Raw genomic sequence first — 20,561 nt, forward strand, 5'->3', positions numbered from 1 at the left:
GGAGATACCGCCATGAGCAAGAGTCTGGATTCGCACAAGGAACACAAGAAAAAGCCGCTGAAGACCGCCCAGGAGAAACGCCTGGCCAAGCGCACCCGAAAGCACGGGCAAACCCTGCTCGGCAGCCACTCACCCGACCTCTGAACCACCCCGCCGGCGCGCCCCTCTGCGCCGGCGCCTTCCCAGCGATCATGCCGGGCGGAAATTGCACGTGCCGCCGGCGCCGCAACGCACTAGAATCCGCAGCCTAACCGATCGTCCGGCCGCCGTTCGCGCGCCGCGACGCCGTCTCACCTATCGGCCAGGAGACCCCAGATGGGCGCCCAGTGGAAAGCCAAACCCAAAGAAGCCGCCGCCAATGCCCGAGGCAAGATCTTCGGCAAGCTGGTGAAGGAAATCATGATCGCCGCGCGCAACGGCGCCGACCCGGACATGAACCCCAAGCTGCGCCTGGCCGTGCACCAGGCCAAGAAGGCTTCGATGCCCAAGGACACCCTGGAGCGCGCCATCAAGAAAGGCGCCGGCCTGTCCGGTGAGGTGATCAACTACGAGCGCACTCTCTACGAAGGCTTCGCCCCGCATCAGGTGCCGCTGATCGTCGAGTGCCTGACCGACAACGTCAACCGCACCGTGGCCGAGATCCGCGTGCTGTTCCGCAAGGGCCAGCTCGGTGCGTCCGGCTCGGTCAGCTGGGACTTCGACCACGTTGGCCTGATCGAAGCCACCACCGAGGATGGCGCCGATCCGGAACTGGCCGCCATCGAGGCCGGCGCACAGGACTTCGTCCCCGATGACGAGGGTGCGACCCTGTTCATCACCGATCCGACCGACCTCGACGCCGTGTGCAAGGCACTGCCGGAGCAGGGCTTCACCGTCAACTCGGCCAAGCTCGGCTACCGCCCGAAGAACCCGGTGACCAGCCTGACCCCGGAGCAGATGGAAGAAGTCGAGGCCTTCCTCGAAGCCATCGACGGTCACGACGACGTGCAGAACGTCTACGTCGGCCTGGCCGGCTGACGCCTGGCGGGCGCCCCGAACGGGGCGCCCGCTGCTCATCCCATGAACACCACCCTGCATATCGCCGCCGCCTGCCTGTTCGACGAACGAGGCCGTCTGCTGCTGGTGCGCAAACGCGATACCCGCTTCTTCATGCTGCCCGGCGGCAAACGCGAGCCAGGGGAAGACGCCCTGTCGGCACTGGAACGCGAACTGCTCGAGGAGCTCAACCTGCAGCTGGACGCCGGCGCGCTGCGACCGCTCGGCCAGTTCCAGGCGCCCGCCGCCAACGAGGCCGACACCTGGGTACAGGCCGACATCTATCGCGCCGCCCTGCCCCACGCCGTGCAGCCAGCCGCCGAGCTGGAGGAACTGCGCTGGCTCGACACCACCCTGCCCCTGCCCGATGACCTGGCACCGCTGCTGCGTGATCAGGTGTTACCCGCTCTGTAGTCGCTTCAGGGTGGCCCGCCTGACGGCCACCTCAAGTAGCGGCAAGAACCGCTCCCGGCGGTTTCTTGATCCACGGCAAGGCCGCAACGCCCCCTTTGACGTTAGGCTGCGCCGATAACCAGAACCCTTCGTTTTGCGTGCAAACCCCACAGGAACCCGAGGTTTGCCATGAGTATCAGCTCCGCCCAGATCTGCCAGGCCGCCGACCAGCTGCAGGGCTTCGTCGGCTTCAACGCCAAGACCGGCCAGCACCTGCTGCGTTTTTCCGAAGACAGCTTCGGCCTCGACGTACCGGCCGAAACCATCACGCCTACCTGCGAATACGTCTGGGCAGTCGACGACGGCGCGCTGATGCGCCTGGATCGCCAGCGCCTGGCCTGGCTGCAGGAACAGCGCATCGACGATCGGGTCAACCTCAGCGAACCGTTGCGCGTCTACCTGCGCCGCAGCGATTTGCCGGAGATCCGCGCCGAGCGCAGGCGTCTGACACCGGCTTGAGAGGTGGCGTGGCTCGGGGCATTCGGTGCGCACAGCGCACCCTACGGCAGAGTCGCGTCGAACGGCGACCACCCGTAGGGTGCGCCATGCGCACCAACCCGCGCGTACACCTCACCCCAACAAGCGCATCGCGACGGCGCCAAGCCCCACGCCGATCAGCAGCAATACGACGCCGCCCAGCCACAGCTTGCCCGCGCTGGCCGCAGGCGGCGCGGCAACGGGGGCAGCCTTGGCCTGGGCCGCAACGCGCAGCGGATTGGCCGCCGCCGGTGCTGCCTTGGTGCTGGTGCGCGCCGCCTGCGGTACCGGGGCGATCTGCGTAGCGCCGCCGCCAGCCGCCTTGGCGGCCAGCGCGGGCGGCAGGTCGCTCACGCGCATGAACTGGGTGGCATCCTCGTCGGGCGCCTCGCTCACGCTCACCTTCGGCCCGATCACCAGCAGCGTCACCGAGCCCATCTTCAGCTGATCGCCCGGTTGCAGCACGGCAGTCCTGACCTTCTGCTGGTTGACCATCACGCCGTTGGCCGAGGCGAGATCCTTGACCTCCAGCACGTCGTCCTTGAGGAAGAACTCGCAATGCCGGCGGGACAATTCCAGATCGCTGAAGCACAGCTCGCACTTGCTCGAGCGGCCGAAGGTCATCGAGCCGTGGACATGGAACTTGCGCCCCTGATGTTCGCCCTGGATCACCTGGAGAAACCAGCGCGGCGCGGCGGCTTCCGGCCTGGCTGCGCTTTTCGCCGGGTCGACCAGCAGCAACTCGACGGCGCCCAGACGCAGGCGATCCCCGTCGCGCAGCTGAAAGCGCGTACCGACGCGCTGGTCATTGACCCAGGTGGCGCCCTGACCGGTGTCGCTGAGGTAGTAGTAGCCGTGATCCTGGCGGATCTCGGCGTGGAAGCTGGCGATCCCGGCATCGCCGAGCACCAGCTGGTTGCGGCTGTCCTGGCCGATGGTCAGGCGCTCGTCGGTCAGCCAGACCGGCGCTTGGCGGTTATCCAGGAACTGCAGTCGGAGCATCGTGGTCGCCTCGGATCAGTCGAATAGGTTGTTCAGCAAGCGCTTGATCGGGTTCTGCTGGGCCGGCTGCGCGCTGCGCGGGCGGTTCGCCGCCTGGCTGTTGCGCACGCGCTGGGCATGGCCGTCATAGAGCGCCAGCAGCCGTTCGTTGTCGGGCTCGGCCTCGAGGCCCTGCTTGATCTGTTCCAGCGCCAGGTTGTATTCGCGCCGGGCATAGGCGGCCTCGCTCTGTTCGATGAAACGCTGCGCCACCCGGTTGATGCCGGCCAGAGCCAGCAGGTTGTCGGGCTCCCAGCCAAGCACCTGGCGGAAATAATGCACCGCGCTGTCGTCCTCGGGCAGGATCAGCAAGCCCTCGTCCAGGCGCTGTTCGGCCAGGTCGAGATACTGCTGGATACGCGCCTGCAGCACGCGCTGCAGGCCGTCGCTGGCCTGGGCATTGCCCTCGTCCAGGGCCAGGGCCTGGCGAAAATAGTAATCGGCGTTGTCCTGCGCCGGGGCGAGCAGGCGCCCCTCGCTCAGGCGCGTTTCCGCCAGCGCGAGCAACCCGCTGATGCGTTGCTGCAGCTGCCAGTAGTAGCCGCCAGCGCTCCCCAGGCCGAGCAACAACACACCGAGTACGGCCCAGGGCAGCCAGCGCCGCCGGGTTGGGCGCGGCGGCAGGCTGACGGCCGGGCTCAGACGGGTCTGGTCCTGATCGGCGTCCTGCAGTTCGTCGAGGCTGGCCAGCAGCACGTGGCAGTCGGCGAAGCGATCTTCCAAGTCCTTGGCCAGCATGCGGTCGAGCAGCCACTGCAGTTCGCCCAGCGGCTCCGGCAGCGGCGGCGCCTGCAGTTGCAGCTGGTTCATCAGGGTCTGGGTGTAGTTGGCGCCGCGGAAGGGGTTATGCCCGGTGAGCATCTCCAGCAGGATCACGCCCAGGCTGTAGATGTCGCTGCGTGCGTCCAGCGCCTGACACTGCGCCTGTTCGGGGCTGCTGTAAGCCGGGCTGCCGACGGCGATGCCGGATTGGGTCAGCTCGCTGTCGAGCTGCAGCTCCTTGGCCACGCCGAAATCGCTGAGCACCGCGGTGCCATCGTCGCGGAACAGGATGTTGCCGGGTTTGATGTCGCGGTGCACCAGCCCTCTGTCGTGCACCAGCGCCAGGGCGCCAGCGATCTGCCGGACGATGCGCAGCGCGCGCGCCGGCTCCAGACTCTGCCCCTTGTACTGGGCCAGATCGCCGCCCGCCAGGTATTCCATGGCAAGAAAATGGCGGCCGTCGTCCAGCTGGTCGATGCGGTAGATGGTGATGATCGAGGGGTGCTGCAGGGAGGCGACGGTATGGCCTTCCTTGATGAAACGCTGGGTGAAGGCTGCGTCCTCGCGATGCAGCAGCACCTTGAGCGCCACCTGGCGCTGCAGCGCCTGCTCGGTAGCCAGATAGACCTCGGCCATGCCGCCTTTGCCCAGGCGATGATGAATGCTGTAACCGGGTACGCTGATGGAGGGCTGACTCATGCGGCTCGACTGGCGCTCAGGGTTGAAGGGATTTGAACAACTTGCGCAGCAGGCCGGGGGCCGGCGCCTCGCGGGGCGAGGCGTTCGGGCCGAGGCCCAGGACGATGCAGCTGATATTGTCTCTGCCGCCATGGCTGTTGGCCAGCCCCACCAGTTGCTCGACCATCGCCTCCAGGGTGGCCGCTTCGGCGCAGCAGCGCTGAATGGCGGCGTCGTCCAGTTCGCCAGTCAGCCCGTCGCTGCACAGCAAGAGCAGTTCGTCCGGTGCCAGCCGGGCGCGCAGCAGGCCCACCTCGGGCGCCTGCCCGGCCTGCCCGAGGCACTGCAGAATGAGGTTACGCCGCGGGTGCTCGCGGGCCTCCTCGGCGCTCATCTGGCCGGCGTCGACCATGGCCTGGACCCAGCTGTGATCGTGACTGAGCTGCTCGATATGCTCGCTGCCGATGCGGTAGGCGCGGCTGTCGCCGACCCAGGCCAGCTCGAACTCGTCGCCGTCCAGGCGCGCGGCAACCAGGGTGCTGCCCATGCCGGCCTCGCCGACGCCGGGCTGCGCCGCTGCCACGATCGCCTCGTGTGCGGCCTGCACCGCGGCCACCAGTTGCGCACCGCTGAGCAACGCCTCGACCAGCACATCCAGCGCCAGGGCACTGGCCACCTCGCCGCGCTCGTGCCCGCCCATGCCATCGGCCAGGGCCCACAGGCCAAGGTCGGGACGGCAGATCAGGGCGTCCTCGTTGTGCGTGCGTACCTGGCCAGCCACGCTTTGCGCGGCGAAGACCACGGAGACAGGGGAAGGCTGGGACACGCGGTAAATCCTTGAGCGAACTGCGAATCGGCTCATGATGCGGCGGCGCGGCCGGGCTGTCACCGCCCGCAAGGCCGCAAATGCGCAGCCGTTAACCAAATGCGGTGGTTTAATGGAGCCCTCTTCCTGCCCCTTAAGCCCATGACCGCCCCGCACTTTCGCCGCCTTCCTCCGCCGCTGCGACCTCTGGCCGACAAGTTCTACCGCAGCCATCGCTCGCCGATGCGCAGCCAGGCGGGCGACGAGCTGTGGGTGGCACAGCGTGGCAGCGAGATCATCGCCGCCCTCAGCCTGCGCCCGGTAGCGGACGGCCAGTGGCTGACCGGCCTGTTCGTCGCACCCGGGCAACGCGGTCAGGGGCTGGCTGCCGGGCTGCTGCGATGCAGCCTGGCCGAGCACCCGGAAAGCGTCTGGCTGTTCTGCCATCCCGATCTGGGCCCGTTCTATCGGCGCCTGGGCTTCGATGACTGCCCGAGCCTGCCCCAGACGCTCGCCGAGCGACTGGCCCGTTACCAGCGCAGCAAGTCGCTGATCGCCCTGCGCGCTCACTGAACGACCCGTCGCAGGGAAAAATACTGGCACTTTGCTCAGGAATGCCCCTTGCCATAAGCGGTCAAAGCTCTGCATGCTTGTTTCATAACAACGAAAAGAAACGCTATGTCCATCCAGACCGCTCGCCTACTCAAGCGCCTGCGCAACGACTTCCAGCTGTCGATCATCACCCTGATGGGTCTGTTCGGCGTCATCGGCATCTCGCCCTATGCCGTTTACCGTCTGCTACATGGCAACTATCTGGTCGGCATTGCCGACACCATCATCGTTCTGTCCACGCTGTTCGCCGTGCTCTATGCCTGGGTCACTCGCGACACGGTCAAACCCGGTATCTACCTGGCCGCCGTGTTCTCTGTCGGTGCCACGCTGATCGCCATCAACCTGGGGGTCAACGGCCTGTTCTGGATCTATCCGCTGATTCTCTTCAACTTCTTCATGGTCACCCCGCGCAAGGCCCTGCTGGCCACCGCCCTGGTGCTGGTCAGCCTGGTCGCGCATGCCCTGCTGGTGCCCGGCAGCGTGTTCGAGAGCGACTACCAGATGGTCTCGTTCCTGGTCACCTGCATGATGGCCAGCGTGCTCAGCTTCATCTTCGCCGTGCGCACCCGCACCCAGCGCGACCAGCTGCAACTGCTGGCGATCCATGACCCGCTCACCGGCGCCCGCAACCGCCGGGCGATGAATGAAGAACTGAAGATCGCCATGGCCAGCCATCGCCGCCACAGCGACAGCTACGGCCTGCTGGTGATGGATCTGGACCATTTCAAACAGATCAATGATCGCTTCGGCCACCATGTCGGCGATCAGGTGCTGGTGGCCTTCGTCGAACTGATCAAGCGCTGCTCGCGCAAGGAGGATCGCCTGTTCCGTTTCGGCGGAGAGGAGTTTCTTCTGCTGCTACCCAATACCGAACTGCCGGGCCTGCAGGCGGCAGCACAGAATCTGCTCGGCCGGGTAGCACAGGAACTGAAAAGCCCGGGCGGCGCGGTGACGGTCTCCATCGGCGGCGCGGTGCTGCACAGCGGCGAGCACTGGGAAAGCTGGCTGCAGCGAGCCGACGAGAGCCTCTATCGCGCCAAGAGCGAGGGACGCAACCGCGCGGTGATCGCCGACGGCGCGACACCGCCGGCGAATGCCGCCAGGCACTGACACTCAGCGGCTGCGCTGCTGCTGATAACTGCCGCTACCCGGCTGGCGCTCTATGATCAGCCCGCCGGGGTACTCGATGGTCTGCCGAATGCCGCCGCGCGTCTCGCTGGAGTGGCTGCCGTAGCGGCTTTCCTGCCGCACGCTGCCCTGCGGCAGGCGCTGCCCGCCGTAGAGGTTGTGCTGCTCGTAACGCTCGTAACCGGAAACGCTGCCGCTGGCCCCGGGGCTGACGTAGCTCTTGGGAATGACGCGAATGGTCTGCGGCTGATCGGCGAACGCGGCAGCGGCGACGGATGCAGCCAGAATCATCAGGATCGAACGGATCAACATAGGCAACTCCCAGAAGGCTCGGCCTGCAGCCAAGCCAAGATGCACATTAGCTTCGACAGCACGGAGTGGGAATGTTGCAACGTCTGAGGACCCCATACGACAAAGGGCTAGCCGAAGCTAACCCTTTGATTTTCATGGTGCCGGAGACAGGAGTCGAACCTGCGACCTTCGCATTACGAATGCGCTGCTCTACCAACTGAGCTACACCGGCGAGAAGACGGCGGCATTATGCGAGCTGCAGCGCCGTGACTCAAGACGGCGGCGCTTCAGTTGTCGAGCAGTTCGATACGGTCGTCGTGAATGTGGATCAGGCCCTGCTTGTAGAGGCCGCCGATGGCCTTCTTGAAGTTGCCCTTGCTGACCCGGAACTGCTCGGCGATCGCCTCCGGCGGGCTCTTGTCGCCCAATGCCAGTACGCCGCCCTGCGCGCGCAGGCGTTCGATGATCTGCTCGGCCAGGCCGCTGGCAGCTTCGCGGCCGATGGGCTGCAGGCTCAGGCTGATCTTGCCGTCGGCGCGTAGCTCCTTGATGTAGCCCTTCTCGCGCATGCCGCTGCGGATGAACTTGAACAGTTCGTTCTTGTGAATCAGGCCCCAGTGCTTGCCGTCGATGATGGCCTTGAAGCCCAGGTCGGTCCGCTCGACCACCAGCAGATCGACTTCCTGGCCGACCTGATAATTGGCCGGCACCTTGTCCAGGTGGCGATCCAGACGCGCGGTGGCGGTAAGGCGGCGGGTGCGCTTGTCCAGGTACAGGTAGACCACGCAATAGTCGCCAATCTGCAGCGGGCGCTTCTCTTCGGAATGCGGCAGCAGCAGGTCCTTGGGCAGGCCCCAGTCGAAGAACAGGCCGACGCGGTTGATATCCACCACCTTGAGGCTGGCGAACTCGCCGAGCTGGATCTTCGGTTTCAGGGTGGTGGCGATCAGCTTGTCTTCACTGTCGAGGTAGATGAACACGTTGAGCCAGTCATCGACCTCGCTCGGCGTGTCCTTGGGGATGTAGCGCTTGGGCAGGAGGATTTCGCCATCCGCGCCACCGTCCAGGTACAGACCGAAGTCGGTGTGCTTGACCACCTGCAAAGAATTCATCCGCCCGATAACGGCCATCGTGTTCCACCTCGCCAAAACAGCCGGCCATTCTACCCGAGTTCAGGAGCCTCCGGGCTGGCAGCATGAGGAATCGACGGCCGGTAACTGGGAGCCGTAAGTGCCTGGAAAACAAGCTAGAAACGGCGATGAGGAACCACCTGCGAGCGGCCTGCGCTCATGTCGCGGGGCAATTGACCAAGCAGGAAGAGGCTCGTTGAGGCATAATGGCCGGCCGCCCATCTGAAAGAGATCAAGGTCATGGCCACCCTGCGCGTGAAGTCGTCCTCCAGCAAAGTCAGCAAGCCCGCCCCTGCCGTGGAAACCCGTGAATCCATCGAAGCTCAGGTAGCGGCCTTCCTGCAGGGCGGTGGCGAGATTCAGCAGATCGCCAAGGGCGTCAGCGGCCAGACCTACGGCGGCACCCGCCAGATCACCATCAGCAAGAAGTGATCGCCCCGGGTGCGGCATGCGCACCCGACACCTCTCCCGTGTTAGGCACCGCCAGACACGACCTGCGTTGCCATCGCTGCGCTAAAACAGAGGCGCGCGTCACTCGCTCGCCAGCCCCAGACGCAGCAACTGCCCCTTCGGCGCATCCGTCAGCACATACAGATAACCGTCCGGCCCCTGCCGCACGTCGCGCACTCGCGCCTTGAGCGGCTGCAGCAGACGCTCCTCATGCACGATCCTGTCGCCATCGAGCTGCAGACGAATCAGCGCCTGGCTGGACAATGCGCCGATGAACAGATTGTTCTGCCAGGCCGGGAAGCGCTCGGCATCGTAGAAGGCCATGCCACTGATCGCCGGGGACTTTTCCCAGACATGATGCGGCGGCTCGGTGCCTGCCACCGTTTTGCCCTTGGCCTCGGGGATGGCCAGCATCGAGTAGTTCACCCCGTGGGTCGCCAGCGGCCAGCCATAGTTCTTGCCCGCCTCGGGAATGTTGATTTCGTCGCCGCCGCGCGGGCCGTGCTCGTGGGTCCACAGGCGGCCGCTCCAAGGATTGAGCGCGGCGCCCTGCTGGTTGCGATGGCCGTAGGACCAGATCTCGTCACGGGCACCGTCACGGCTGACGAAGGGGTTGTCCTCGGGGATGCGCCCGTCCGGGAAGATGCGCACCAGCTTGCCCTGCAGCTTGTCGAGGTCCTGAGCGGTGGGGCGGTCGTTGTTGTCGCCCAGGGCGATGAACAGGTGACCGTCACGGTCGAACACCAGGCGCGAGCCGAAGTGCGTGCCGCTGGAGAGCTTGGGCTGCTGGCGGAAGATCACCTCGAAATCCTCCAGCGCCGTGGCATCGGCCGACAGCTTGCCGCGTCCGACCGCGGTACCGGCAGCGCCGTCACCCGCCTCGGCGTAGGACAGATAGACCAGCCGGTCTTCGGCGAAATCGGGCGACAGCACCACGTCGAGCAAACCGCCCTGGCCCACCGCGAACACCTCCGGCACGCCGCGTAGCGGCTCGGACAGCTGGCCTTCGGCGCTGACCCGGCGCAGTGCGCCAGGGCGCTCGGTCACCAGGTAACCCTGGCCATCCGGGAGGAACGCCACCGCCCAGGGATTGGCCAGCCCCTCGGCGACGGTATGGACCTGTAAGGGCCCCAATTCGGAGGACAATTGCCGGTCTTCGGCGAGGCTGTACTGGCAACCGAACAGGGCGACCATGGCGAAGGCGGCGAGTGGTTTCAGGCGCGGCATCGTGGCGTCTCCATGCGTCAGACAAGCCGGCATAGTGCAACAGCCATCCGGTGCTGACAGCCCCGCAAAAGTTTCCTCAGGTTTCAGTCCGCCAGGTAGCGCTGCTCGATACGCCGATACTCACCGCTCTCCCTGAGCCTGCGCAGGCCCTCGTCGAAGCGCTGGCGCTGCTCCTGGCGCCGGAAGCCGACCCGATACGGCGTAGGCGGGAACAGTTCGAACCAGGTCAGCGGCTGGTTGACGTCGACCTGATCGGCGACCTCACGGTTGAAGTAGCGAATGATCCGCTTGTCCCCCACCACCACCTCGATACGCCCGCTGTACAGCAGGCGGTTGCGATTGATCTGCAGCGCCTCTTCGCGATAACGCGGGTTGTTCATGGCCATGCGTTCGAACTCCGGCCCGAGCAGAACCCGGGCGCGCTGGAAGGCGCTCACGGAATGCCGACCGAGATCGGCGATGCGTTCGATACGGTAGCCGCGCCTGGCCAGGGCCACCGCCGCGTTGTGGTAGTGGATGTAGACGTCCGAGTAGAACGCCTCTACCCCGCTGCGCTCATGGGTGGTGGTGATGGCATCGATCTCGCCGCGCCGCAGCATCAGGTGCAGGCGTTCCATCGGCGCGTAGTAGGCGGTCACCACGAAACCGGCATTGCGCGCCGCGCCGTCCACCAGCTCGTACTCCAGACCACGCGGCTCGCCCTCGAACACGTAAGGTGGCTTGTGCGTGCCGAAGCCGACATGCAGCACCTGCGCGCTCGCCATTGCGGCCCAGCACCACAACAGCGCCACCATCCATCCTTTATACATGCCACCTCCGGCCTGCCCCGTCAGAGCATAGACGGCCGGCAGCCTTAATAACCAGAGTGGATGCCGGCCGATTCATTCCGCTTTGCCCTATCACAGCTAGACTGCCTCCACGCATTTTGCGCCTGCCTTCAGGAGACCAAGCCATGCTCAAAGCCGAATACCAACAACGCGGCCCGGTGCCGCAGGACGTGATCGAAGCGGTGCAGCTGCTACTGCCCGAGCCTGCCGCCGGGCAGGTGCGGGTGAAGGTGCTGGCCGCGCCAATCAACCCGTCCGACGTGCTGACTCTCACCGGTGCCTACGGCATGCTGCCGCCGCTGCCGGCCATCGGCGGCAACGAGGGCGTCGGCAGGGTCGAGGCGCTGGGTGAAGGCGTCGGCAACTTCAAGGTCGGCCAGACCGTGCTGCTGCCGGTAGGTTGCGGCACCTGGGTCACCGCCATGAACGCCCCGGCAGACAAGCTCATCCCGCTGCCGGATGCCGACCCGCTGCAGCTGGCCATGCTCACCGTCAATCCGCCGACCGCCTCGCTCCTGCTCAGCGAATTCGTCGACCTCAAGCCGGGCGACTGGGTGATCCAGAACGCCGCCAACTCGGGCGTCGGCAGCTACCTGATCCAGCTGGCCAAGCTGCGCGGCTTCAAGACCATCAACGTGGTGCGCCGCGAATCGGCCGTGGCCGGTGTCGAGGCCGAAGGCGGTGACCTGGTGCTGGTCGATGGTCCGGACCTGGCCAAGCGCGTGCGCGCGGCCACCGGCGGCGCAGAGGTGCGTCTGGGCATCGACGCCGTGGGTGGCGCCAGCACCGATCACATTGCCGCGACCCTGGCCAACGGCGGCGTGCTGGTGAACTACGGCATGATGAGCGGCGAGGCCTGCCAGGTTTCTCCGGCCTCCTTCGTCTTCCGCGACGTGACGCTGCGCGGCTTCTGGCTGGCCAAGTGGTTCCAGCAGGCCAGCCCGGCGCAGCAGATGAAGGTGTTCGGCGAGCTGGTACAGCTGATCGCCAGCGGCAAGCTGAAGACCCGCGTCGCGGCCACCTACGACCTTGAGCACATCAAGGATGCCGTGGCGGCCGCCGCCAGCGGCGAGCGCGACGGCAAGATCCTGCTGGTGCCCTGAGATGGGTGCGCATGGCGCACCCTACCTGCGCGCCGTCTGTGGCGCCTGCGGATCGTGATGGCGCCAAAACCCTAGGGTGTGCCGAGCGCACCGATCAATGAGCGGCGGTGCGCCTAGGCCCGCCGTGCATAGGGTGCGCACGGCGCACCCTACGGGGACCCAACCGCGCCCGGATATTGCGGACCTTATCCATGCGCTGCGCTGCGCACCGCCCCTCTTATGCCGGCACGGCCTGCGCCAATCCTTCGCGCATACGCAGCGCATCCTCCTGAAAGCAGCGCGCCGCCTGCAGCAGGGCCAGCAGCGTGAGCAGCAGGGCCACCGGAATCAGCAGCATGGCGTCGTGCAGGCCAACGGCCTTGAACGCTTCGCTCATCTCGCTGGCGCCGGCCGCATGCATCGCCGCCTGCGCGTAGTGATCCGACAGCCAGCCCACCGCCAGCGGACCAAGGCCGCCGCCGAGCAGATACAGACCGGCGAAGAACAAGGCCATGGCGGTGGCGCGCAGACGCGGCTCGACCACGTCCTGAATCGCCGTGTAGACGCAGGTGTAGAAGTTGTAGGAGAACAGCCAGCCCAGGCTGAACACGCCGACGAACAGTGCCGTGTCGATGCGCCCGGCGCTCAGCGCCCAGCCGGTGCACAGACAGGCCACCAGCATGCTGAATGCGGCGAACAGCAGCCGGCCATTGCCCCAGCGCTGGTGCACCTTGTCGGCGATCCAGCCGCCCAGGGTCAGACCCACCAGGCCGGTGAGTCCGACGATCACGCCGGTGGCCATCGCCGCGTTCTGCAGGCCCAGGCCGAAGTAGCGCTGCAGCATCGGCACCATGAACGAATTGCAGGCATAGGAGGCGAAGTTGAACGCCAGCCCCGCCAGTACCAGCCACCAGAAGGTGCGGATCGCCAGCACCTTGCGCAGCGGCTTGTCCACCGGCGCGCTGCTTACCCGCGTGCTCTCCGCCGCGCCGCGCGCCGGCTCGCGGATGAAGAACAGGAACAGCGCCAGGATCAGCCCCGGCACCGCCGCGATCAGAAAGGGCGCGCGCCAGCTGTCAAAGGCCTGGACCATGGCGCCGATGGTGAAGAAGGCCAGCAGCAGCCCCAGCGGCAGACCGAGCATGAAGATGCCCATGGCCCGCGCGCGCTTGTGCGCCGGAAACAGGTCGCCGATCAGCGAATTGGCCGCCGGTGCGTAGCTGGCCTCACCGATGCCCACCCCCATGCGAATCAGCAGAAAGCTCCAGAAATTCCACGCCATGCCGTTGAGCGCCGTCAGCCCGCTCCAGGCTGCCAGGCCCCAGCCCATGATCTTGCGCCGCGCGCCGGTATCGGCCATGCGCCCCAGCGGAACGCCGGCCAGGGCGTAGACGATGGTGAAGGCGGTACCGATCAGGCCCAGCTGCAGGTCGCTCAGGCTCCATTCCAGACGGATCGGCTCGATGATGATGGCGGGGATGGTGCGGTCGAAGAAATTGAACAGGTTGGCCAGGAAAAGCAGGAACAGAATGCGCCAGGCATTCGAGGCTTGCTGATTGGGCTGCACGACAAGGTGTCTCCTTTTTGTTGTATGCGTGCGCTCTACCGCAGTGGCGCCTACCTTGGCAGCACCGAGCGCAGGCTGGTTGACGGCAATCTAGAGCCTTTGCCGATGCTTGTCTGCGACCATTCGCTTGGTTTATGCACAGCGATGAGACGTAACAGCCGCAGCGGCTCATATCCGGTAGGAATAACGCGCAAAACATTTTTCCGTGCTAGAACCAATGGGGTTGGTCATTTCATGGCCAATGGCCAATACCCACTGACTCGCCGGACTGTCACCGATGAAAACTAAAAAAGACGCCGTAGCCCCCGCCAAGGAAGCCACCCTGGCCGATATCGCCGACAACCTGCTGGCGCCGCCCGCGCTGCCGGGGCGCAGCGATACCGGCGAGCAGTACCTGTATTTCACCGAGCGCGACATCGAGCGCATCCTCGATAACCTCGACGGCCTGCGCAACCTGGTGTTCCCCCTGGGCGAGCCGCTGGACGAAGGCGAGTCGAGCCGTATCCAGCAGTTTCCCTCGGTGTGCCTGATCGGCCTTGGCCGCTGCGGCTCGAACATCGCCCTGGACGTCGCTTCCCTGGTCTACAACGCCCGCCAGTTCTATCTGGAGGAATTCCACAGCGAGGCCACCGCAGCCATCGAGCAGGCCTCGCGCCCCAGCCGCTGGATTCGCAGCAACCTGCTGCGCGCCCCGCACAAGAGCAGCAAGCCGGTGTTCCTGATCGAGCCGCTGGTGATGCTCGGCGACCTGGACAAGGACATCGCCGGACGCATCCGCTTCTCGCGCAAGGGCGAAATGAGCGGCTTTCTCGACGACTACAGCAAGATGAAGATCATGGACCTGTCCGAGGTGCATGCCGGTGGCGCCGGCAATGCCCCGATCCTCGGCCAGTACCTGGCCAAGATCATCCTCAACAAGGACACCCAGCGCTTTTCCAACGAAGACTGGAAGTTCATCCACAGCTACCTGATCGACTCCTGCGGGATCAAGGCCAATCAGTCGCGGCTGTACTTCTACATCTTCAGCGCCGGTGGCGGCACTGGCTCGGGGATGGCCTCGGAGTTCGGCCTGGCGCAGCAGTTCGCCTACATGAGCAAGACCTTCGACAGCAAGGCGCCGGAAGATGGCGAGGCCGAGCGTGATCGCGGTTTCGTCTTCGAGCCGATCTTCACCAGCGGCATCTGCATCCTGCCGAACATCTCCGACCAGCGCAGCGAGATGTCCGAGGCGCTGCACATCAACGCCGGCCGCCTGCTGTGCAAGTACCTGGCCGAGGAATGGGACTTCTCCTACAACTTCGACAACGAGCAGAGCAGCGCCGAGAGCGTGATGCGCCGCATCCGCCCGTGGAACGCGATGATGCTGATCTCCAACGACATCATGCGCTACGCCGAAGAGAGCGGTGACGGCAGCATCCACAACATCGACGTGACCGCCATGGAGCGCCACGCCAACCAGTACATCTCGCAGCAGATCTTCAACATCCTCACCGCCCAGGCGGTGACCAGCGACTACGACCAGAACTACTTCCGCCGCGCCGGCATCGACATCGGCGAGACCATCCGCCTCGACGCCAACGACCTGTTCATGAGCCTGGCCGGTCCGGTGGCCGTGGCCTACGCCGAATCCGTGGTGCCCGAACAGCATGCCCAGCTATCGGAAAAATTCCGCGTGCTGGACAAGGAGCAGCACCCGCCCCGGCTGAACATCGACGACCTGTTCTTCCGCTCCATCGACCTGCCGCACTTCAACAAGGTCACCCAGGCCATCGAGGGCATCAGCCTGCTGCCGATCGAATCCAAGCGCTATCGCCAGGCCCTGGAGCAGTACAAGGCCAGCGGCTACGACGCCACGCAACTGAGCGACCTGCACTTCTTCAAGAACTGCTCCTCGGTGGTGTCCATCGTCTCCCTGCCCAAGGATTACAAGCTGTCCTACATGGACCTGAACCGACTCAAGACCCACCTCAACAACCTCTTCCCCAACACCACGCTCAAGCGCTACGCGCTGGTGATCGGCGCCTCGGCCAACCTCTCGCTGACCACCCTGATCGTCAAGAGCCCGTGCCTGTCGGACGACTTCCTGACCCTGATCGTCGCCTACATCAAGCGCTGCTTCGCCCGCGACCAGTACCGCTTCGACGACAGCCTGGACGACGCCATGCTCGATTTCATCGTCGCCGAGCGCTTCAACGAGGCGCAGCTCGACGCCATGCTCAACGAGCACGAAGACCCGGCGAAGATCCTCGACACCAACTGGTACGCGATCAAACCGATGTACGAGAAGAAGTACCGCGAGCTGATCCACGACGCGGAGAAATTCGTTTCGATCAACGACATCCGCCTGACCCGCGACAGCGTCAAGCAGGCGATCAAGTACCTGCGCGAGATCTACCGCCACCGCATCGGCAAGACTCGGGTAATCTCCCTCAACGACTACGGCAAGTAGGGGCGGCCGGGCGCGTCCGATCAGGCGCGCCCATCACGGACAGGCGGGGTGGTCATGCAAGGGTTCCCGATCCGTTTTCTCGCAGAACTGCCCGAACAGGGACAGCTACTGCTCGACTGCAGCCATGATCCCTGGCTGGTGCTGCTGTCCTACGCCATTGCCACCGGTGGCAGCCTCTGCACCCTGATCATCACCCAGCATCTGCAACAGGTGCAGCGACGCAGCATGCGCCTGGCCTGGGGCCTGGTCGGCGGCCTGTGTCTGGCTGGCGGCATCTGGTCCATGCACTTCATCGGCATGCTGGCCTTCCAGGCGCCGGTCGCCATCGCCTACGACCTGGCCACCACCCTGCTGTCGCTGCTGGTGGCGCTGGCCGCCGCCCTGCTCGCCCTGTACTGCATGGCCATGCCGAACCCCGGCCTGAGCCGGCAGCTCCTGGCCGCGGTGATCATCGGCCTGGGCATCAGCGCCATGCACTACAGCGGCATGGCGGCGATCCGCTCGCCGGCCGAGGCTTACTACCAGGGCGACCTGTTCGCACTGTCCGTCGGCATCGCCATCAGTGCCAGTTTCGCCGCCTTGCTGCTCAACCGTTACGTGCAGCATGGCGCTCCCCGCCACCAGCACTGGCTCAGGCTCTGTGCAGCGCTGGTGATGGGCGCGGCGATTGCCTCCATGCACTACACCGGCATGGCTTCGCTCAATCTGGTGGTGCCGGAGGGCACGCCGTTGCAACTGCGCAGTGCCGACAATGCCGGACAGCTGGTGCTGATCGTCGCCTCGATCACCCTGCTGATTCTTGGCCTGAGCCTGGCCGCGGCCTGGGCCGGCCGCAAGCTGGACGACAAGGAACGCGACCTGCAGCGGGTCAACAACCTGCTGATGCAACTCGACCAGGCCAAGGCCTCACTGGAGCAGGTAGCGCATTTCGACCCCCTGACCGAGCTGCTCAACCGCCGCGGCTTCAACCGGGTGTTCGCCGCTACCCTGGAAGAGCACGCCATCACCGGGCGCAGCCTGGCGGTGATGTTTCTCGACGTCGACCACTTCAAACGCGTCAACGACACCCTGGGCCACGATGCCGGCGACGAACTGCTGCGCGTGGTGGCGCAGCGCATCCGCGGCTCCCTGCGCGAACGCGACATCATCGCCCGCTTCGGCGGCGACGAGTTCTGCGTGGTCGCCAGCCTGGACAGCAATGCAGCACCACGGGTGCTGGCCCAGCGCATCCTGGAGCAGATGAAGGAGCCGATCAGCCTGACCGGCCGCAGGATCGTGATGACCACCAGCGTCGGCATCAGCCTGTTCCCGCAGGACGGCAACAGCGCGGAGGAACTGCTCAAGCACGCCGACCTGGCGCTGTACCAATCCAAGGGCAGCGGGCGCAACGTGGTGCACTTCTTCAACCCGCATCTCAAGCAGAAGGCTTCGTTCGAACTGCAGCTGGAAGAGGACCTGCGCCAGGCCCTGCAGCAGGACAACTGCCTGATGCTGTTCTATCAGCCGATCATCGACCTGCGCAGCGGCGCGCTGAGCAAGCTCGAAGCCCTGGTGCGCTGGCATCATCCCCTGCACGGCCTGCTCACCCCCGAACGCTTCATCGCCATTGCCGAAGCCAACGGCTTCATCGATCAACTCGACGACTGGGTACTGCGCCGCGCCTGCCACGACCTCAACAGCCTCGAGCACATGGGCTATCCGGGGCTGAAGATCGCGGTCAACTGCTCGGCGCTGAACCTGGCCAACGACCAGTTGCCGGGTCGCATCGAACAGCACCTGCAGGCCACCCGCTGCCCCGCCCAGTGCCTGGAGCTGGAAGTCACCGAAAGCGCGCTGTTGAGCAACATCAACCGCGCCATCGGTCTGCTCGAGCGCATACGGGCCCTGGGCGTATGCCTGTCCATCGACGACTTCGGCACCGGCTACTCCTCGCTCGCCTACCTGCGCCGGCTGCCGCTGGATACCCTGAAGATCGACCGTTCCTTCATCCAGGATCTGGCCAATTCGAACCAGGACCGCGAGATCGTCCACGCCATCATCGCCATGGCCCACGCCCTGCACCTGAAGGTAGTGGCCGAGGGCGTGGAAACCGGCGAACAACTGGCGTTCCTGCAGGATCGAGGTTGCGACCAGGTGCAGGGCTACCTGTTCAGCAAGCCGCTGCCGCTGGAAGAAATCGTCAGCCGCTTCCCGCCGCATATCCGACCGCTGGAACGGGTGGGCATGAGGCTCTAGCCCGGCGCTCCGGATTTCTCGGTGCGCACGGCGCACCCTACCTAGCCGACTCAACCCGGCACGGAGCACCGCCCGTAGGGCGCGCCATGCGCACCAGCCGCAGCATCAAACACCGGTGCCCGCCGACGCCACGCTAGAACTCCCGGTGCGCGCGGCGCACCCTACCTATCCGGCTCAACCCGGCACGGAGCACCGCCCCGTAGGGTGCGCCATGCGCACCAGCCGCGACATCAACCACCAATGCCTACCGCCGCCGCAGCCGGACTCCCGGTGCGCACGGCGCACCCTACCTAGCCGACTCAACCCGGCACGCAGCACCGCCCGTAGGGTGCGCCATGCGCACCAGCCGCGACTCAACCACCGATGCCCGCCGACGCCACGCCAGAACTCCCGGTGCGCGCGGCGCACCCTACCTAGCCGACGCAACCCGGCACGGAGCACCGCCCCGTAGGGTGCGCCATGCGCACCAGCCGCAGCATCAAACACCGGTGCCTATCGCCACCGCAGCCGGACTCCCGGAGCGCGCAGCGCACCCTACGAGCGTTGCTGCCACTGCGCCAACCAGCCCAGGCTCGCCTGGGTGCCTGCATCGCCGGGCCTGTATTCGGCCCCCAGCCAGCCGTCGTAGCCGCTCTCGCGCAGGGTCTCGAGCAACGGCGCGAAATCCAGCTCACCGCTGCCCGGGGCGCCGCGCCCCGGCACATCGGCGAACTGCACATGACCGATGCGCCCCGCCAGCAGGCGCATGCCGGCGGCCACGTCCAGCCCCTGACGCGCCATATGGTAGAGGTCGTACTGTGCGGCCAGATTCGGGTGATCGACCGCACGCAGCAGCTCATCGAGATGCTCCGGCGTGTTGATCACAAAGCCCGGCATGTCGATGGGGTTGATCGCCTCGACCAGCACGCGAATGCCCAGTGTGGCGAAGGCCTCGGCGCTCCTGCGCAGGTTGGCGACCAGACACGCCAGCGCCTGCTCGCGGCTCACGCCTTCGGCCAGGCGCCCTGGCAGCACGTTGATGCAGGCCGGGCGCACCATGGCGGCGTAGGTCAATGCCTCCTGCAGGGCAGCGTCGAACTCGGCCTGACGCGCCGGCACACTGGCCAGGCCGGGCCCGCCGCTCATCAGGTCGCCCGCCGGCACGTTGATCAGCACCAGCGGCAAACCGCTGAGCTCCAGTGTTTCCTTCAGGGCGATGGCCGGCAGCTCGTAGGGAAACTGGATCTCCACAGCATCGAACCCCGCACGCATCGCCGCCAGCACACGCTCGCGCAGCGGCAGTTCGGTGAACAGCATGGACAGGTTGGCGGCGATCTTCATGGGCATTGCTCGCGCAGCAGTTCCACCAGCGTGGCTGGGTCGCGCTCCAAGTTGCCCTGGCTGCCGTGCAGACGCATCAGCTGCGCGGCCAGGCCGCTCATGGGCGTGGCGCTGCCCTGCTCACGGGATAGTTTGACCGCGGTGTCGAGGTCCTTGAGCAGCGTGCGCACGTGCCACTTGATCGGCTCGAACTGGCTGGCGGCCATCTGCGGGGCGAGAATCTGCAGCGGTTTGGAATCGGCGAAACCTCCGGCCAGCGCCAGTGCAATCAGGCTGGCATCGACGCCGGAGCGCTCGGCCAGCGCCACTACCTCGGCGATCACCAGGGCGTTGCAGGCGACGATCATCTGGTTGCACACCTTGGTCACCTGCCCGGCGCCCACCTCGCCCATGCGCGTCAGACGCTGGCCCAGATGCGCCAGCACCGGACGCACGCGCTCCACGTCTTCGTCCCGGCCGCCGGCCATGATCGCCAGCGTGCCGGCCTCGGCGCCGGGCGTGCCACCGGAGACCGGCGCATCCACCCAGCGCATGCCGGTACGCGCCTCCAGTTCGGCGGCCATTTCACGGGTAGCCGCCGGTTCCAGGCTGGAGAAATCCACCAGCAACTGCCCCGGCCGCGCGCCCTCGACGATGCCACCCGGGCCGAACACCACCTCACGCACCACCTCGGTATTGGCCAGGCAGAGCATCACCACACTGGCATCGCGGCACAGTTCGGCGGGGTTCTCCACGCGATGCGCACCCAGCTCCAGCAGCGGCGCGCACTTGTCCGGCGTGCGGTTCCAGAGGGTCAGCGGATAGCCTGCGGCGAGCAGGCGGCGGGTCATCGGCAGGCCCATCAGACCAATCCCGGCAAAGGCCAGGGCGGGCAGCGTTGCAGTCATCGATCAACTCCAGGCAGTTCGTCTTCAGCGCGCATCTTAACCCCGGAGTCAGCTGTGTGCTGCCGGGGCTGCATCGGCAGCGCCGGGCCACTATACTCCGCGCGC

General features: G+C 65.9%; 20 protein-coding genes and 1 tRNA gene. 10 read left to right on the top strand and 11 right to left on the bottom strand.

What is annotated here, in order from left to right; all coding sequences use genetic code 11:
- Positions 1-12: 12 nt before the first annotated feature.
- From L1F06_RS24955 to L1F06_RS17880, 4 genes are all read left to right on the top strand, one after another.
- Positions 13-144 (top strand): hypothetical protein, encoded by a 132-nt coding sequence (locus L1F06_RS24955; protein WP_003245775.1) that lies wholly within the window; start codon positions 13-15, stop codon positions 142-144.
- A 171-nt stretch (positions 145-315) separates the two neighbouring features.
- A complete protein-coding gene (locus L1F06_RS17870; RefSeq protein WP_012019290.1) occupies positions 316-1,017 on the top strand; it encodes a YebC/PmpR family DNA-binding transcriptional regulator in 702 nt (233 codons plus the stop codon).
- Positions 1,018-1,059: 42 nt separating this feature from the next.
- A complete protein-coding gene (locus tag L1F06_RS17875) occupies positions 1,060-1,449 on the top strand; it encodes an NUDIX hydrolase (RefSeq protein ID WP_129481601.1) in 390 nt (129 codons plus the stop codon).
- A gap of 168 nt (positions 1,450-1,617) precedes the next feature.
- The gene (locus L1F06_RS17880) at positions 1,618-1,947 is read left to right on the top strand and encodes a DUF2025 family protein (RefSeq protein WP_003245780.1); all 330 of its coding nucleotides are present in this window, start codon (positions 1,618-1,620) and stop codon (positions 1,945-1,947) included.
- Between the two features lie 111 nt (positions 1,948-2,058).
- Here the strand turns inward: L1F06_RS17880 and L1F06_RS17885 are convergent, their stop codons facing one another.
- Genes L1F06_RS17885 through L1F06_RS17895 form a run of 3 tightly spaced genes read right to left on the bottom strand, consistent with a single transcriptional unit; the run spans position 2,059 to position 5,272 of the window.
- Positions 2,059-2,967, bottom strand: coding sequence for an FHA domain-containing protein (locus tag L1F06_RS17885; RefSeq protein ID WP_003245782.1), 909 nt, complete (start codon positions 2,965-2,967; stop codon positions 2,059-2,061).
- A 15-nt stretch (positions 2,968-2,982) separates the two neighbouring features.
- Complete coding sequence (locus tag L1F06_RS17890) at positions 2,983-4,467, bottom strand: serine/threonine-protein kinase (RefSeq protein WP_129481602.1); 1,485 nt, start codon at positions 4,465-4,467, stop codon at positions 2,983-2,985.
- A 16-nt stretch (positions 4,468-4,483) separates the two neighbouring features.
- A complete protein-coding gene (locus L1F06_RS17895) occupies positions 4,484-5,272 on the bottom strand; it encodes a PP2C family protein-serine/threonine phosphatase (protein WP_129481603.1) in 789 nt (262 codons plus the stop codon).
- Between the two features lie 141 nt (positions 5,273-5,413).
- Between L1F06_RS17895 and L1F06_RS17900 the strand changes: the two genes are divergently transcribed.
- Positions 5,414-5,824: a GNAT family N-acetyltransferase gene (locus tag L1F06_RS17900; RefSeq protein ID WP_129481604.1), complete on the top strand. Its 411-nt coding sequence runs from the start codon at positions 5,414-5,416 to the stop codon at positions 5,822-5,824.
- 105 nt (positions 5,825-5,929) lie between these two features.
- On the top strand, positions 5,930-6,973 hold the full coding sequence (locus L1F06_RS17905; RefSeq protein WP_129481605.1) for a GGDEF domain-containing protein: 1,044 nt from the start codon (positions 5,930-5,932) through the stop codon (positions 6,971-6,973).
- A 3-nt stretch (positions 6,974-6,976) separates the two neighbouring features.
- On the opposite strand, the gene L1F06_RS17910 is transcribed toward L1F06_RS17905, so the two are convergent.
- From L1F06_RS17910 to L1F06_RS17920, 3 genes are all read right to left on the bottom strand, one after another.
- Entirely contained in the window at positions 6,977-7,303 is a 327-nt protein-coding gene (locus L1F06_RS17910; protein WP_012019298.1) for a hypothetical protein, read from the bottom strand.
- A 135-nt stretch (positions 7,304-7,438) separates the two neighbouring features.
- Positions 7,439-7,514 (bottom strand) — tRNA-Thr (locus L1F06_RS17915).
- Positions 7,515-7,569: 55 nt separating this feature from the next.
- Positions 7,570-8,412, bottom strand: a complete 843-nt coding sequence (locus L1F06_RS17920; RefSeq protein WP_129481606.1) for a CvfB family protein — start codon at positions 8,410-8,412, stop codon at positions 7,570-7,572.
- Between the two features lie 240 nt (positions 8,413-8,652).
- On the opposite strand from L1F06_RS17920, the gene L1F06_RS17925 reads away from it, so the two are divergent.
- Complete coding sequence (locus L1F06_RS17925) at positions 8,653-8,844, top strand: PFL_1563 family small protein (RefSeq protein ID WP_003245796.1); 192 nt, start codon at positions 8,653-8,655, stop codon at positions 8,842-8,844.
- 99 nt (positions 8,845-8,943) lie between these two features.
- Here the strand turns inward: L1F06_RS17925 and L1F06_RS17930 are convergent, their stop codons facing one another.
- On the bottom strand, positions 8,944-10,056 hold the full coding sequence (locus L1F06_RS17930) for a PQQ-dependent sugar dehydrogenase (protein ID WP_252576793.1): 1,113 nt from the start codon (positions 10,054-10,056) through the stop codon (positions 8,944-8,946).
- A gap of 116 nt (positions 10,057-10,172) precedes the next feature.
- Complete coding sequence (locus tag L1F06_RS17935) at positions 10,173-10,853, bottom strand: substrate-binding periplasmic protein (protein ID WP_003245800.1); 681 nt, start codon at positions 10,851-10,853, stop codon at positions 10,173-10,175.
- 188 nt (positions 10,854-11,041) lie between these two features.
- Between L1F06_RS17935 and L1F06_RS17940 the strand changes: the two genes are divergently transcribed.
- Positions 11,042-12,019 (top strand): zinc-dependent alcohol dehydrogenase family protein, encoded by a 978-nt coding sequence (locus L1F06_RS17940; protein ID WP_129481608.1) that lies wholly within the window; start codon positions 11,042-11,044, stop codon positions 12,017-12,019.
- Positions 12,020-12,236: 217 nt separating this feature from the next.
- Here L1F06_RS17940 and L1F06_RS17945 read toward each other — a convergent pair whose 3' ends face one another.
- Positions 12,237-13,565 carry a spinster family MFS transporter gene (locus L1F06_RS17945; protein ID WP_003245803.1) on the bottom strand — a complete coding sequence of 443 codons (1,329 nt, stop codon included), beginning with the start codon at positions 13,563-13,565 and terminating at the stop codon, positions 12,237-12,239.
- Between the two features lie 277 nt (positions 13,566-13,842).
- On the opposite strand from L1F06_RS17945, the gene L1F06_RS17950 reads away from it, so the two are divergent.
- Entirely contained in the window at positions 13,843-16,014 is a 2,172-nt protein-coding gene (locus L1F06_RS17950; RefSeq protein WP_096825929.1) for a hypothetical protein, read from the top strand.
- A 54-nt stretch (positions 16,015-16,068) separates the two neighbouring features.
- Positions 16,069-18,249 (top strand): putative bifunctional diguanylate cyclase/phosphodiesterase, encoded by a 2,181-nt coding sequence (locus tag L1F06_RS17955; protein WP_129481609.1) that lies wholly within the window; start codon positions 16,069-16,071, stop codon positions 18,247-18,249.
- Positions 18,250-18,783: 534 nt separating this feature from the next.
- Here the strand turns inward: L1F06_RS17955 and L1F06_RS17960 are convergent.
- Together L1F06_RS17960 and L1F06_RS17965 are read right to left on the bottom strand one after the other, a co-directional pair.
- The gene (locus L1F06_RS17960) at positions 18,784-19,569 is read right to left on the bottom strand and encodes a hydroxypyruvate isomerase family protein (RefSeq protein WP_129481610.1); all 786 of its coding nucleotides are present in this window, start codon (positions 19,567-19,569) and stop codon (positions 18,784-18,786) included.
- Positions 19,566-20,456, bottom strand: coding sequence for an NAD(P)-dependent oxidoreductase (locus L1F06_RS17965; RefSeq protein ID WP_129481611.1), 891 nt, complete (start codon positions 20,454-20,456; stop codon positions 19,566-19,568). The genes L1F06_RS17960 and L1F06_RS17965 overlap by 4 nt, the downstream gene beginning before the upstream one ends.
- Positions 20,457-20,561: the final 105 nt, after the last annotated feature.

The organism is Pseudomonas hydrolytica, assembly GCF_021495345.1.
Taxonomy (GTDB): domain Bacteria; phylum Pseudomonadota; class Gammaproteobacteria; order Pseudomonadales; family Pseudomonadaceae; genus Aquipseudomonas; species Aquipseudomonas hydrolytica.

Coding starts and splice junctions, on each gene's coding strand:
- L1F06_RS17935 (WP_003245800.1), bottom strand. CDS start 10,853: ATGGCGAGCGCGCAGGTGCTGCATGTCGGCTTCGGCACGCACAAGCCA.
- L1F06_RS17870 (WP_012019290.1), top strand. CDS start 316: ATGGGCGCCCAGTGGAAAGCCAAACCCAAAGAAGCCGCCGCCAATGCC.
- L1F06_RS17905 (WP_129481605.1), top strand. CDS start 5,930: ATGTCCATCCAGACCGCTCGCCTACTCAAGCGCCTGCGCAACGACTTC.
- L1F06_RS17910 (WP_012019298.1), bottom strand. CDS start 7,303: ATGTTGATCCGTTCGATCCTGATGATTCTGGCTGCATCCGTCGCCGCT.
- L1F06_RS17885 (WP_003245782.1), bottom strand. CDS start 2,967: ATGCTCCGACTGCAGTTCCTGGATAACCGCCAAGCGCCGGTCTGGCTG.
- L1F06_RS17920 (WP_129481606.1), bottom strand. CDS start 8,412: ATGGCCGTTATCGGGCGGATGAATTCTTTGCAGGTGGTCAAGCACACC.
- L1F06_RS17940 (WP_129481608.1), top strand. CDS start 11,042: ATGCTCAAAGCCGAATACCAACAACGCGGCCCGGTGCCGCAGGACGTG.
- L1F06_RS17890 (WP_129481602.1), bottom strand. CDS start 4,467: ATGAGTCAGCCCTCCATCAGCGTACCCGGTTACAGCATTCATCATCGC.
- L1F06_RS17930 (WP_252576793.1), bottom strand. CDS start 10,056: ATGGTCGCCCTGTTCGGTTGCCAGTACAGCCTCGCCGAAGACCGGCAA.
- L1F06_RS17965 (WP_129481611.1), bottom strand. CDS start 20,456: ATGACTGCAACGCTGCCCGCCCTGGCCTTTGCCGGGATTGGTCTGATG.
- L1F06_RS24955 (WP_003245775.1), top strand. CDS start 13: ATGAGCAAGAGTCTGGATTCGCACAAGGAACACAAGAAAAAGCCGCTG.
- L1F06_RS17880 (WP_003245780.1), top strand. CDS start 1,618: ATGAGTATCAGCTCCGCCCAGATCTGCCAGGCCGCCGACCAGCTGCAG.
- L1F06_RS17900 (WP_129481604.1), top strand. CDS start 5,414: ATGACCGCCCCGCACTTTCGCCGCCTTCCTCCGCCGCTGCGACCTCTG.
- L1F06_RS17875 (WP_129481601.1), top strand. CDS start 1,060: ATGAACACCACCCTGCATATCGCCGCCGCCTGCCTGTTCGACGAACGA.
- L1F06_RS17950 (WP_096825929.1), top strand. CDS start 13,843: ATGAAAACTAAAAAAGACGCCGTAGCCCCCGCCAAGGAAGCCACCCTG.
- L1F06_RS17955 (WP_129481609.1), top strand. CDS start 16,069: ATGCAAGGGTTCCCGATCCGTTTTCTCGCAGAACTGCCCGAACAGGGA.
- L1F06_RS17960 (WP_129481610.1), bottom strand. CDS start 19,569: ATGAAGATCGCCGCCAACCTGTCCATGCTGTTCACCGAACTGCCGCTG.
- L1F06_RS17925 (WP_003245796.1), top strand. CDS start 8,653: ATGGCCACCCTGCGCGTGAAGTCGTCCTCCAGCAAAGTCAGCAAGCCC.